10 protein-coding genes and 2 pseudogenes are annotated in these 13,088 nt (G+C 54.1%); 8 read left to right on the plus strand and 4 right to left on the minus strand.

From position 1 onward, the window contains the following. The first annotated feature begins 105 nt into the window (after positions 1 to 105). The 3 genes from ald (at position 106) to JCM17844_RS00160 (ending at position 3,444) form a co-directional block, all read left to right on the plus strand. A complete protein-coding gene (gene ald / locus JCM17844_RS00150) occupies positions 106 to 1,224 on the plus strand; it encodes an alanine dehydrogenase (protein ID WP_149999131.1) in 1,119 nt (372 codons plus the stop codon). Positions 1,225 to 1,253: 29 nt separating this feature from the next. Next, entirely contained in the window at positions 1,254 to 2,240 is a 987-nt protein-coding gene (locus JCM17844_RS00155) for an asparaginase (RefSeq protein WP_149999132.1), read from the plus strand. 148 nt (positions 2,241 to 2,388) lie between these two features. Then, complete coding sequence (locus tag JCM17844_RS00160; RefSeq protein ID WP_149999133.1) at positions 2,389 to 3,444, plus strand: EAL domain-containing protein; 1,056 nt, start codon at positions 2,389 to 2,391, stop codon at positions 3,442 to 3,444. Between the two features lie 27 nt (positions 3,445 to 3,471). Here the strand turns inward: JCM17844_RS00160 and JCM17844_RS00165 are convergent, their stop codons facing one another. The 3 genes from JCM17844_RS00165 to JCM17844_RS00175 form a co-directional block, all read right to left on the minus strand. Beyond that, positions 3,472 to 4,995, minus strand: a complete 1,524-nt coding sequence (locus JCM17844_RS00165; RefSeq protein ID WP_149999134.1) for an alkaline phosphatase family protein — start codon at positions 4,993 to 4,995, stop codon at positions 3,472 to 3,474. A gap of 15 nt (positions 4,996 to 5,010) precedes the next feature. Beyond that, positions 5,011 to 5,442 (minus strand): hypothetical protein, encoded by a 432-nt coding sequence (locus JCM17844_RS00170; RefSeq protein ID WP_149999135.1) that lies wholly within the window; start codon positions 5,440 to 5,442, stop codon positions 5,011 to 5,013. A gap of 173 nt (positions 5,443 to 5,615) precedes the next feature. Next, positions 5,616 to 6,887 carry a serine hydrolase domain-containing protein gene (locus tag JCM17844_RS00175; RefSeq protein ID WP_210431017.1) on the minus strand — a complete coding sequence of 424 codons (1,272 nt, stop codon included), beginning with the start codon at positions 6,885 to 6,887 and terminating at the stop codon, positions 5,616 to 5,618. A gap of 397 nt (positions 6,888 to 7,284) precedes the next feature. On the opposite strand from JCM17844_RS00175, the pseudogene JCM17844_RS00180 reads away from it, so the two are divergent. The 3 genes and pseudogenes from JCM17844_RS00180 (at position 7,285) to JCM17844_RS00190 (ending at position 10,190) form a co-directional block, all read left to right on the plus strand. Next, a pseudogene (locus tag JCM17844_RS00180) lies at positions 7,285 to 8,756 on the plus strand (coniferyl aldehyde dehydrogenase). 192 nt (positions 8,757 to 8,948) lie between these two features. After that, complete coding sequence (locus JCM17844_RS00185; protein WP_149999137.1) at positions 8,949 to 9,635, plus strand: hypothetical protein; 687 nt, start codon at positions 8,949 to 8,951, stop codon at positions 9,633 to 9,635. An 81-nt stretch (positions 9,636 to 9,716) separates the two neighbouring features. After that, positions 9,717 to 10,190, plus strand: a complete 474-nt coding sequence (locus JCM17844_RS00190) for a hypothetical protein (RefSeq protein ID WP_210431019.1) — start codon at positions 9,717 to 9,719, stop codon at positions 10,188 to 10,190. 28 nt (positions 10,191 to 10,218) lie between these two features. Here the strand turns inward: JCM17844_RS00190 and JCM17844_RS00195 are convergent. Continuing rightward, positions 10,219 to 11,390, minus strand: a pseudogene (locus tag JCM17844_RS00195) (vWA domain-containing protein). A gap of 278 nt (positions 11,391 to 11,668) precedes the next feature. On the opposite strand from JCM17844_RS00195, the gene JCM17844_RS00200 reads away from it, so the two are divergent. Next, positions 11,669 to 12,451, plus strand: a complete 783-nt coding sequence (locus tag JCM17844_RS00200; protein ID WP_149999139.1) for a VPLPA-CTERM sorting domain-containing protein — start codon at positions 11,669 to 11,671, stop codon at positions 12,449 to 12,451. A gap of 128 nt (positions 12,452 to 12,579) precedes the next feature. Continuing rightward, a complete protein-coding gene (locus JCM17844_RS00205) occupies positions 12,580 to 13,041 on the plus strand; it encodes a DUF4399 domain-containing protein (protein WP_149999140.1) in 462 nt (153 codons plus the stop codon). Positions 13,042 to 13,088: the final 47 nt, after the last annotated feature.

Below are 13,088 nucleotides of genomic sequence, written 5' to 3' on the forward strand. Positions count from 1 at the left end.
TGGGGCAAATGCGTTCGCAAGGAAAGACAGCGCTTGTCGGTGATTGTATAAACCATACAGAAAACAGGGCGATAACCTCGTTCATAGCCAACGGAGAGATAAGACATGCTGATTGGTGTCCCGAAAGAGATCAAGAATCTGGAGTTTCGCGTCGGCCTCACCCCGACGAGCGTGCGCGAGCTGATAACCCACGGTCATCAGGTGATTGTTCAGAAAAATGCCGGATTCGAGATTGATCTGGACGATGACAGCTATATCGCTGCCGGTGCCGAGATCGTCGATACGGCAGAAGAGGTGTTCGCCCGTGCCGATATGATCGTAAAGGTGAAGGAACCGCAGCCTTCGGAACTGAAAATGCTGCGCCCCGACCAGATTTTGTTCACCTATCTGCATCTGGCGCCCGATCCCGATCAAACCCGCGGGCTGATCGACAGCGGTTGCGTTGCCATTGCCTATGAAACCGTAACCGATGCACGCGGCGGTCTGCCATTGCTTGCCCCCATGAGCGAAGTGGCCGGGCGTATGTCGATTCAGGCCGGGGCCCATTGCCTTGAAATGCGCCAAGGTGGCCGCGGGATGCTTTTGGGCGGTGTTCCCGGTGTGAGCGCTGCAAAAGTGGTGATTATCGGCGGCGGTGTGGTTGGCACCAATGCGGCCCGTATGGCGATGGGCATGGAAGCCCATGTGACGGTTCTCGATAAATCTATCCGCCGTCTGCAGGAGCTGGATTTCCAGTTCGGCTCGAAGCTGAACACGGTGTTTTCCACCGTTGATGCCGTTGAAGAACATGTGCTCAATGCGGATCTGGTTGTGGGCGCCGTTTTGGTGCCCGGTGCGGCGGCGCCAAAAGTTGTCAGCCGGGAATTGGTTTCCCGTATGAAACGCGGCTCGGTTCTGGTGGATGTGGCCATCGATCAGGGCGGTTGCTTTGCCACGTCCAAAGCCACCACCCATAATGATCCCATTTATATGGTGGATGATGTGGTGCATTATTGTGTCGCCAATATGCCCGGCGGTGTGGCCCGCACCTCTACCTTTGCGCTTAATAATGTAACGCTGCCCTATACGATCGCTTTGGCGGACAAGGGATATAAAAAGGCGCTGGCCGATGATCCGCATTTGCGCAACGGCCTTAATGTCTATCGCGGGAAGCTGACCTATGAAGCCGTGGCCCATGATCTGGGCACGGATTATGTTTCGGCCGAAGAAGCCTTGGGGCTGTAACAGGCAGATCTGACTGGTAGAAAACCCATATGACAAAGCCCAGAATTGCCCTGTTTACCCTTGGCGGCACCATCGCAATGACGGTGGGAACCAATGGCGGGGTGGTTCCGGCTTTGTCGGGTGATGATCTGATCGCGGCTGTTCCGAATCTGGATGGAATCGCCGCGATCACCGTTTGCGAACTGGCCCGCCTTGGCAGTGCCAATATCGGCTATGGGCATATCCGGACATTGGTGAAAAAGATCCGGGAGGCGGTGGCAGACGGGGCCGATGGCATCGTCGTGACCCAAGGCACCGATACCTTGGCCGAAAGCGCTTTTGTCCTGTCATTATTGCTGGATGTGGATGTGCCCGTGATTGTTACGGGGGCTATGCGGCATCCATCGCTGCCATCATCGGATGGGCCGGGCAATCTGTTGGCCGCGGTGCAGGCGGCATCAACGCCCGAATTGGCGTCTTGCGGTGTGTTGCTGTGCATGAATGACGAGCTTCATGCGGCTTATGCGGCGGAAAAAAGTGACACCGCCAGCACGGCAGCCTTCCGGTCGCGCAATATGGGGCCGGTGGCGCGGTTGGTGGAAGGGCGCGTGATGATGCTGGCCCGCCCCGGACGCATGCCGCATATATCCCTTGAAACGGACCGGCCACCGCGGGTGCCGCTGATCTCTGCATCTTTTGATGATGACGGATTGTTGCTGGATCATTTGCCCGCGGATCGTGCGGGCGTGGTGATTGCAGCCTTTGGCGGCGGACATCTGAGCGAGAAAATGGCGGATAGAGCGGCAATTCTGGCTGCGACCTGCCCTGTTGTTCTGGCCAGCCAAACTGGCGGTGGTCGGATTCTTCAATCGACCTATGGCTATCAGGGGGCGGAGATTGATCTGATCGGCCGGGGATTGATCCCCGCCGGGGCGTTTTCGCCAGAGAAATCACAAATTCTTTTGACCTTATTAATCTCAGAAAAATCAACAACCCCTTATATAAAAAGGACATTCCAAGATTACCCGCGTTTTTAAAAAGCGATTTCGCTAACACTTTCTTTAAGTCTGATCGGTAGATTTATGGAAAATGTTCATAAAAATGCACGTTAGAAACAAACTGAAATAACAAAATGATGATTGCTCCATCGACCATGATTGATCCTGTTTTGCGCGGGGATTGCATATGAGGATGTCTGCAGCGCAGACAGATTTTCCCATTGCAGGTCCGGGGGTGGTCCGGGCTCTGTTATGGGCAACCGATTCAGATGCGGCGGAGCTTCTGGCCCGGGAACTGCGGGCGAAGGGGTTTGCCAGCTTTGCTACCAACGCCCATAGCGTGGTCGGGGTCTTTGCCGATGATGTGGCCTTGTTGGCTCAGGTGTTGGGAGATCGGTTGGATCTGGATCAAAGGCGACACACCAAAGCCCTGATTTTAAATGGTAAAGCTCCCGAGCTGGGCGATTTTGGAAATATCCAGACTGTTGAAAATCTTGTGCATCATCATTCGTCGCGTTGGCTGGTAAAGCTTTTGGACGAGCGGCGCTTTAAAAGCCAGATGCAGCCGATTATCGAGATCGAAAGCGGACGGGTGCATGGCTATGAATTTCTGTTTCGCGGACTGAAAGCCGATGGATCGATGGTGCCTCCGGTGGATATGTTCACAGCCGCCCGCGATGAAGCGCTTTTGGCGCGGCTGGATGCCTGTGCGCGGGATAGTGCTGTGCGCACCGGTGCTCGTTTTGGCATTAAAGAAAAGCTGTTCATCAATGTTCTCCCCCATAGCGTTTCGGTGGCGCAATCATCATTTACAGACACGCTGGACCTGATCGAAGCGGCCAATATCGAGCCGAATCGGGTGGTGTTTGAAATCGTTGAAAGCGAAGCCGTTGATGATATCAATGAACTGTCGAAAATGATCAATTTCTGTCGCAGCGCGGGCCATCGCATCGCGCTGGATGATTTTGGCAGTGGCTTTAATAATTTGTCGATGTTGATTGGATTGTCGCCCGATTATATCAAGCTGGATAAGGGCTTGATCAGCCGGATCAGGGAAGAACCGCCCACTTGGAACCTGGTTGCCAATATGGTGGATGCCGCCAAGCAATCGGGGGTGCAGGTGATCGCCGAAGGCGTTGAAGATGATCGCACAGCCCGGCTTTTGAAAGCGATGGGGGCAGATTTTCTTCAGGGCTATCTTGTCGGACGCCCTGAAGATTTACCGCTTGAAATTACTGAATAATCGCTACCCTTTAAAAGGGGGCGGCGTTTAGTCTGAGGACTGATCTTCAGACAATCCCATCGCATAATCCATGATGTGATAGATCACATTCTGTTCGATAACCCCGCCGACCAGATGCGACCAAGGGCCTGCGGCAAACAGGGCCACATCTTCGCCGCCGTGATTTTCCCATTCCGTCGGGATGACCGCCTGCTGGTGATAATCCAGATCCTGCGCTTCTTCCGATGTCACCAAGGGGCGTTCACCGGTGACGGCGCCGGGGCCGGTCCAATAACCCAGCGTGGTATAGGGTTTGCCGTCTTCAGCCAAAGCAGGCTCTGTGCCCGGTGAGCCATCTTTTGCGGGCGGGACGGACAATCCGAGGATGGGATTGCCGCGTGTGGGATAACCGGCGATGGTGAACACATGGCTGTGGTCGGCGGTGACAAGGATCAGGGTATTGTCCAGATCAACCTTGGAAAGCGCCATTTGAACGGCTTGGGCGAACGCCTGACCATCCTTCAAGGCGCGCTTGGCGTTTCCGTCATGATGGGCGTGATCGATGCGCCCGCCTTCCACCATCAGGAAAAAGCCGTCTTCATCGCGGGATAGAATGTCGATGGCGGTGGAGGTCATTTCCGCCAATGAGGGTTCGCCCGCTTCATCCTTCTGCCGATCTGATTCGAACTTCATGTGCGAAGGCTCGAACAGGCCCAAAAGATGATCCACCTTCGAAAGATCAAGCGCATTGAGCTCGTCTGCAGAGGTGACATAAGCGGCGCGATCGAATTTTTCCTGCCATTCCTTGGTCAGATCCCGGCCATCACTGCGCCGTCCCATAATCCCTTCTTTTTCCGGGTCCGGGGTGGTGTTGGGAAGGAAATTGGCCCGTCCGCCGCCCAACGCCACTTCAATCCCGTCGCCATCGTCAAAGGCAACGAATTGCGCGGCAATGTCGGTACATCCGGCCTCAAGGGCTTCTTTGGGCATGTTGACATCATATTCCCAATTGCGCGAGGGGCTATTGGCATAAACGGTGGATGGCGTTGCATGGGTGAGACGTGCTGTGGAGACGACACCGGTAGCTTTCCCGGCTTGTTCAGCACGCTGGGCAAATGACATCCTGTGACCGGTTTTCCCGTCAATACATTGCTCCACAGGATGGGTGGAAGCCATATTGATCACACCGAGACGGGTTTTTACGCCGGTCATGATGGCAGAGGCGGTTCCTGCGGAATCGGCGACTTGTGCATTGTCATTATAGGTTTTGACAAGGGCGACATTTGGAAAATGCTCATAAGGCATGACATTTTCTTCACCGCTTTCGCCGCGTGTCTGGCCATCGAAAATGCGCATGGCGGTCAGGGTTGAAATACCCATGCCATCCCCGATGAACAGGATCACATTCTTGGCCCGGTTTTCATTTTTGGTAACGGCCAGCCTTTCTTGAATGGTGGCCTTGCCCGCTGACCACCACGGGTCGGAGCTGTCACTTTTGTCGGATTGAGCCTGTGCGGTTGCCGACAAAAGAGTGGCAAGGGCGAAAGCCGTATATCTGAAAGATTTGTTCATCTGCTTTAAGTCCGCTTAGAAATAATGAAAACCCAGCGCGTTCCACTGCGATAGTGACACCACATAACAGAGCGCTATCAGCGTAATCGCCATGTGGCACAGTCGTTGCCATAAAGGCCAGGAACGATAGCGCCACAGAGGATAGAAACATGCAAGGCCCAATCCTGTCACACTTGTCGCACCAAGCGCCAACCAAAGCGCAAAGATAAGGCTGGCGGGCGGAAAATCGGCCAGTGCCGACTGCGGGTTGAGGGCAACAGAGCAAAGGCTTGTGGCGAAGAAGGCAAAAAAGAGCAGCCACAACAGCCCCATAAGTGGCATCAGCTTTCCCGCCACAGCCTCATATGGGGTTTGAGGAATACTGCGTTTGCGCCAGTGCCATCCCAAAAACAGCGCCATGATCGAGGCGACGGCCAGCATCAGGCTCAGCCCATAAAAACCCGTCACAGGCGCGATTTTTCCCTTATGCTGAAGGGGGCTCAGGGCATCGCTACGTATCAAATGGGTGATCCTGCCTTGGCTATCGGCCAGAAAAACAAGGCTATCTTCCCCGTTTACCGATTGGAACCGAAGGGGGGCTATCTGGCCATAAGTGCGGGTCTTTGTGCCATGGCGAAGGCTTATATAGCCTGATCGTCAAGAGACAGCCGATAGCTGGCGGCAGGGGCGCGAAACAGGGCTTCAACAAGGGTGAAAGGGCGATCGAGAGACAGATAATAGCCTGCCATCTTTCGGGCATCGGCTTTGGTGACGGGGCGCGGCCTGCTTGTGGTGGCAGCGTCTGTGCTTGCATCATGATTGGCTGTTGCACTTTCAGGAGCAAAATAGCGCGCGACAAGCAGGTCGGCAAATGACGATACCAGATCCGTTCCGCTGCTTGTGTTGGTGGCGATAAAAATGCCCAGATCCAGATCCGGCACCATCACCATTTTGGCGCGGAAAAATAAGGTGCTCCCTTCTTCCCCAATGCCTTGAATTCCGCCGGGCAAATTATATTCACGAAAGCCGTGGGTCGTGCCGGGCATCCCCGGTGCATTGCTGAACAGGTGGGTGCGCATCATTTTCGCAGTGTGCGCCTGTAAGATCCGGCCATCTTCATATGCGCCGTCATTCAAATGGGCCAGCATGAAGCGCGCCATGTCCAAAGCCGTCGCGGATGCGGATGCAGCAGGCCCATAATGGCTTCGATAATCAAAATCCTGCGGCACCGGCCGGCCATTTTGAACGGCAAAACCCTGTGACAGCATGTTTGCCAGAATGTCGTTCATGGCCGGGGGCAAGACGTGGCTTTCACGGGCAGATTGGGGGAAGGGTTCGCGGAGGCTTGTGTGTGTCATGCCAAGGGGCACGAAGATTTGTTCTTCCATATAGCTGGCGACATTCCGCCCCGTTACATGGCTTAGAATGGCTCCGGCCAATGCAGCGGCATAAGGGGACGGAACGGCAAATTGTCCGGCAGGTCGAACGGGTTTTGGGCGATAGCGCTGAAGATAGGTGCCAAGATCGGTGATGCCTTGAGCTGTTGTGCGGATTGTGTGCCCGAAAGAGGTGCTTTCCAGTCCCGATGTGCGGGCCAGGAGATGCCGCACCAACAGGGGGCCTGTGGGGGCAGTAGGCATCGCCAATTCGGGAGGAAGAAGCCTGTTTATGGGTGCATCCAAGGGGATATGCCCGCTTTCCACAAGCTGCATCAGGCCCGTCCATGTAAAGCTTTGGGAAATCCCGCCCAGCCGGAACAGCGTTTTATCGGCCTGCACCTTTTGGCCATTCCCTGCCGTGCCATAGCCTTTCAGGGTGATGATTCTCCCGTCCTTGACCACGGCCACCGTAACCCCCGCCAAATGATCGCGGGATTTCCGGCTTTCCACCACACCATCAATGAACGCTCCCAATGCATTGATATTGCAAAATTGGGCCGTGCTTCCAAAAGCGGTAAGCCATCTTGGGTAACCGGAGGCGGGGGAAAGGCGCCGGGGCTTAGCTCCTGACCGGGGGGTGTGTTTTGCGCCTGTCCCGATAGGGGCAGCAAGCATAAAAGGCATAAAAGGATTGGGCGAATCATGGGCAGGCCTCGTGGCGGACGGTCTTTGAAAGGATGCACAGGATCGTGGCGGGAATAAAGCGCCCCCCGGTTTCCCCGTTTTCGGGGATTTGACCATCAGCCTCACATAATCGCCTGCCGCGCGGTGGATTATAATGGGCTATAAAGATCTTATATGGAAAAATGAGCTGCTATGCTCATTTTAAAATCTGTTCGTTTCAAGGCCCCGGATTTCAAGGAGACGATGAATGGGAACGCCAATGGCAGTGGATCGTGACGATCAAACCCTTATGGCCATGCGTGCTGCCATGCTGGATGTTCTGGATGCCCAACATGAAGCGTTTCGCAAGGAAGCGCCGGTTACTTTGGAAACGCGGCTGGATCGTTTGCGACGCGGCACGGCCATTTTGGTGGATCATCAAGATGATCTGGTGGAGGCCATGGCGGCGGATTTTGCCAGACGGCCACAATTGATGTCGAAATTCACCGACATAGCCTCGGCCGTAAAGGCGTTCAAATTCGCCCAAAAGCATCTGCGTGCATGGATGAAGCCGCAAAAGCGTCGTTTGGAATTTCCTCTTGGATTATTGGGTGCAAAGGCGCGTATCGAATATCAGCCAAAAGGTGTGGTTGGTCTGATCAGCCCTTGGAATTTCCCGGTTAATCTTACCTTTGGGCCTTTGGCGGGCATATTGGCGGCGGGCAATCGGGTGATGATCAAGCCGTCGGAAATAACACCGCAAACATCGGACTTGATGGAGCGTTTGTTCACGCAATATTTCAGCGGCGAAGAAATCAGTGTGGTGACGGGCGGTGCCGATGTGGGACAGGCGTTTTCCGCTTTGCCTTTTGACCATCTGTTGTTCACCGGCGCCACATCGGTGGGGCGGCATGTGATGCGGGCTGCGGCGGAAAATCTTACCCCTGTGACATTGGAACTTGGAGGGAAATCGCCGGTTCTGGTTTCAGGCAGCGCAGACCTTGCACAGATGGCCGAACGGGTTGTGGTGGGAAAAATGATGAATGCCGGGCAGATTTGTTTGGCACCCGATTATATGTTGGTCCCCGAAGCCAAACTGGCGGAGGCAAAACAGGCCGTGGCAGATGCGGCGGCGCGGCTTTATCCCACGGTGAAATCCAATAGCGATTATACCTCCATCATCAATGGGCGGCATAAGGCGCGTCTTTTGGCCTATATCGAGGATGCCCGCGCCAAGGGGGCGGAGATTACGGTGGTCAATCCTGCCAGTGAACAGTTCACGGACGAGGAAAATTCCAATATTTTGCCGCTGCATCTGGTGTCGGATGTGCGTGACGATATGGCCATCATGCAAGAAGAAATCTTCGGTCCGCTTTTGCCCTTTGTGCCTTATGACCATGTGGAAGACGCCATCAATTATGTGAACAGCCATGATCGTCCGCTTGGTCTTTATTATTTCGGATCGGATGCATCGGAAGAACGCCATGTTCTTGAACGCACATTTTCAGGTGGCGTAACGGTGAATGATGTGGTGTGGCATGTGGGCCATGAAGATCTGCCTTTGGCGGTATCGGGCCATCGGGCATGGGCAGCTATCATGGATGGGAAGGGTTCCAGACCTTTAGCCATGCAAAACCGGTTTATCGTCAGACGAAAATCAATCTGGTGAAACTGATCGGGGCGTTGCCGCCCTATGGAAAGGCGCTGCGCAAAACTTTGGCACTGCAGATCAAGAAATAACCGGATCAACAAAATGCGCGCGCGGTGCCAAGCATCGTGACGTATCGGCCTGAACCGCTTATAAGAAAAAGGCTCGGGGAATTCCGGGTCAAAGCAAGTGGGAGACGCATCATTTCAAGAAAATTCGGGTTTATCGCAGCGCTGGTTCTTGGTTTGACCGGGGCTGTCGCGTCCACGGCTTTCGCATCGGACGTGACCAAAAAAGCACAAGGGCTTGTGGATCAGATCAGCCCTTCTTTGTTTGAAGCGGCGGGCATTGCTCCGGAATTGCGCTTTCCCATCACCGTGATCGAAGGGGATCGCCCCATCGCAATGATGATCGGGGAACGGCATGGGGAAATTTCCACAGATGTGTTTGCTTTGGCCGATTTCCCCGAAGAGGTGGCGGCAGCGCTTGCACGGATTATTGCGGAAAAGCAGGCGGGCCGTCCGGCTCTGGCCAATCGGAAGGGCTATAAATTTTCCACCCGAGCCCCCGGCCGGGATACCTTGCGTGGCTCGATTACCAGCGTGGATGAAGCGGTGGCCCAATCCAGCGAGCGGGCTGCTTTCGATACGCTGAAAAGCAAAAGCGGTTTTGGCCCGCCGGTGGAAGAAATTCGCGCCACAGCCCGCAATCTTGATGGCTTGGCCGTGGAATTGCTGCGCAAAGCGGGAACAACGGGTGTTCCTTTGATGACCCTTTATGAAGCCATGGCCATAAGCGGGGCGGGCCTGTTTGAACGCGACGATTATGAAGGCCGCCAAATTTTGCGCGAACAGATCGGCTGGCTGCGCGAGCGGGTTTCCAATGATGAAGATGGGGGGCGGTCGCCACGCTGGATGGCGATGGACTCGGATTTGAAAGCCATCAAAGAAGGGCTTGAAAGTGAGATGTGACGGATATTTTCGCAGGGCTCCGTATTAAGATTGGGGCCTCAAGGGGATATTTGGGTGGGGGTGTTTGTAGAGAGCGGGTCTATGCGAAATATGCGGATTGTTGGTTTTTGCGGGCTTTGTTTGGTTCTGTCCGCTTGTGACAGTGCGGATGCCAAATTCTGTAAGGGTTGGATTTCTGCGGGGTTGGGGGCAGGGACAGACATTGAATGGCTTGAAACGGCCATCACCGATAGGCCTTTGACCCCGCTTGAGGCCCAGCGGACCATTTTTCCGAACTATGACCCCAATGCGCTTTTCAAGCGGCGGCCCGATAATATTCCCAATATCCTGTTTGCCTTGGAAGCGGTTCCTGCTCAGCTCCACACTGTGTCGATAAGCTATCATGTGGTGCAGGACGGGGCGGCACAAACGCAGACCCAGACATGCGAGTTTCTGCGCTTGGCGGAAAATCTGCAGCATGTATCCGATGCTGATCTTTATAGCTTTTTGCAAAGGCAGCAAAATGGAATGGGCAATGATAGTTGCTGCATCCAGACCAATGAAGAGGTGCGCTAGGCTGTTCTCTTAAGACAGGCTTTTGGCCTTAAACCAAAGCGCGGATGGCACGGTCGATACCATCAAGGGTGAGGGGGAACATCCTGTCATCCATCAGGTCACGCAGCATGGAAATGGATTGGCTATAAGACCAATGCTGGCTTGGGATCGGGTTTAGCCACACCGCTTTGGAATATACATCCAAAGCCCGGCGCATCCACACGTCGCCCGCTTCTTCGTTCCAATGCTCTACCGATCCGCCGGGATAAACGATCTCATAAGGCTCATGGACGCGTCGCCCACGAAAATCAGCTTATAATCGGAGGGAAAGGTGTGGAGCACCTGCCAGGTGTCCATGCGTTCCTGATGGCGGCGGCGATTGTCTTTCCAGACACTTTCATAAAGGCAATTGTGAAAATAAAAGAATTCCAGATGTTTGAATTCGGCCCGTGCTGCAGAAAACAATTCCTCGGTGATCTTGATATGATCATCCATAGAGCCGCCAATATCCAGAAAGAGCAAAACCTTCACAGCATTGTGCCGTTCGGGCCGCATTTTGATATCCAGATAGCCCTTTCTTGCCGTGGACCCGATGGTATCATCCAGATCCAGTTCATCTGCCGATCCGGTGCGGGCGAATTGGCGCAAGCGGCGTAGCGCTACTTTGATATTGCGGGTGCCCAATTCCACATTGTCGTCCAGATTGCGAAATTCCCGCTTGTCCCACACCTTGATGGCGCGGCGATGGCGGCTTTCCTTTTGGCCGATGCGCACGCCTTCAGGATTATAGCCATAAGCCCCGAAAGGGGACCGACCGGCGGTGCCGATCCATTTATTGCCGCCCTGATGGCGCTCTTTTTGTTCCTCAAGGCGCTTTTTCAGCGTTTCCATGATGGTGTCGAAATCGCCCAAAGATTTGATTTTTTCCATTTCTTCGGGGCTGAGATGCAATTCCGCCAGCTTTTTCAGCCAGTCTTCGGGCAGGTCGATGCTGTCGGCTTCGCTCATGGAATCCAGACCTTTGAACACATGGCCAAAGACCCGGTCGAATTTGTCCAGATGGGTTTCATCCTTCACCAAAGCCGAGCGCGACAGATAATAGAATTGCTCAACGGCAAAAGAGGCAAGCCCTGCCTCCATCGCTTCCATCAACATCAGATATTCCTTGAGAGAAACCGGAACGCCCGCTTGTCTCAAGGTTTGAAAAAATGAAATGAACATGGGCTGCTCTTATCATGGAAAGGCGGTGTTTGTCATGGCGTTGCACCTGTTTTGTGCCGCTCTTTTCGTCTTTTAAATGGGACGGTTCTGAACCTGCAACAATTGTCCCGAAGTGAGACGCCCCCTGTCGTCAGTCTTTACAAGTCTTCCAAGAAAACGAGGATCTCTTGGAAGGTGATCCCATAAGATAATGATATAAAAGGATTTAATTTTAAAAAATGGAGTTGGCGCGAAGTTTGCTGAAGTCTTCCACAAGCGTTGTTTTAGGGGAGTACGGCATGAAAGCCATAGCATCGACGATCATTGCGGCCATGGCCTGTTTGGGTATTGCGACAGCGTCAGACGCCAATGCCACGATCATCACCAGCCATAGCTATACTCTGTTCAGCCACCCCGATGGCGATCAGGCCCCACCGATTTATGGGCTGCGTCTGGATGGCATCGAGCGGTATCTGACCGGATCGGGCGGGGTTAGCGATAGCTGGACCTTTGCCTTTGATACGGTAACCGCCGATGTGGTTCTCCATGATGATCCATTGCTCAATACATTCAGCATCACCGGCACTGGTATTGGTGGTCTGGATGTGGGCGGTGGCAGCCATGTTGCGTCTTCTGCCGTGTCGTTCAATTTCACTTATACGGGGTTTGATGCCGCTGCCGATTTCGATCCCCTTAATCCCGATATCACCATTTCCGATACGGGGCGCGGGGCCAGTGAAAAAGGGTTTGGGTCCATAACTTTTGAGCAAAGCGTGTTGGGGATTGATGCGGGCACCAGCGTTGGCTTGATTGCGTGGGGCGACAATTCAGGGCGTTTGTTCAGCTTTCAATCCAATAATCACCGGCTGGATTGCCCGCAATCCGAGCATTGCGGTTTCCCTGTTGGGTGGGGATGGATGGGCCTTACGGGCTTGACGGCCTCTCCCTTTCATACCACGTCGCAAGATTGGCTGTTTGCCAGCCGTTATGTGGTGACCCAGGTTCCTTTGCCGCAAACTGCCTTGTTCTTGCTGGTCGGGCTTGCTGGTGTTTTCTCCCTGCGCCGCCGCAATCGGGTTTAAGGATCAATCTCTAAGAAGAGACTGTTTGGCCTCGCTCTTTGTTGGACAAAAGCCGGTTCTTTTCGTTATGGTCCGCAGATGATCGCATTGGTATGGGGCCAGTGGGAAAAGCCGGGCAGGAGAGTGTGATGGCGAAAGGTTCGAACACAAAATCGATTGGGGCGGCTTTGGCTGTGGCCGTAAGCGCGAGCCTATCTGCCATATCCGGTCCGGCGGTGGCGGATCATCATAAAGCCAGCGAAAATCCTGCCCCCCGTGCCTATATCGTGAATCTGGAAGATAAGCAGACCGTCACCAGCCCCGTTCTGGTGATTTTTGGGCTTGAAAATATGGGCGTGGCCCCGGCGGGTGTCGATAAGCCGGGCACCGGCCATCATCATTTGCTGATCAATGCGGAATTGTCGGACGAGGATATGGCCTATTCCATCCCTGCCGATGATCAGCATAAGCATTTTGGCGGCGGACAAACGCAAACCACATTGGATCTGGAGCCGGGGACATATACCCTGCAGCTTGTCATGGGCGATGCCAATCATGTGCCGCTTGATCCGCCTGTGATGTCCGAGAAAATCACCATCACGGTGAAATAAGCCATTTCCCACATAAACGGTCCTTTCAAATTCTCGTAAAAAGCCTA

The organism is Iodidimonas gelatinilytica (genome assembly GCF_008579125.1).
GTDB lineage: Bacteria > Pseudomonadota > Alphaproteobacteria > Sphingomonadales > Rhodothalassiaceae > Iodidimonas > Iodidimonas muriae.

Excerpts from the sequence above, each read along its gene's own strand:
- ald (WP_149999131.1), top strand. The coding sequence starts at position 106 with ATGCTGATTGGTGTCCCGAAAGAGATCAAGAATCTGGAGTTTCGCGTC.
- JCM17844_RS00155 (WP_149999132.1), top strand. The coding sequence starts at position 1,254 with ATGACAAAGCCCAGAATTGCCCTGTTTACCCTTGGCGGCACCATCGCA.
- JCM17844_RS00160 (WP_149999133.1), top strand. The coding sequence starts at position 2,389 with ATGAGGATGTCTGCAGCGCAGACAGATTTTCCCATTGCAGGTCCGGGG.
- JCM17844_RS00165 (WP_149999134.1), bottom strand. The coding sequence starts at position 4,995 with ATGAACAAATCTTTCAGATATACGGCTTTCGCCCTTGCCACTCTTTTG.
- JCM17844_RS00190 (WP_210431019.1), top strand. The coding sequence starts at position 9,717 with ATGCGAAATATGCGGATTGTTGGTTTTTGCGGGCTTTGTTTGGTTCTG.
- JCM17844_RS00200 (WP_149999139.1), top strand. The coding sequence starts at position 11,669 with ATGAAAGCCATAGCATCGACGATCATTGCGGCCATGGCCTGTTTGGGT.
- JCM17844_RS00205 (WP_149999140.1), top strand. The coding sequence starts at position 12,580 with ATGGCGAAAGGTTCGAACACAAAATCGATTGGGGCGGCTTTGGCTGTG.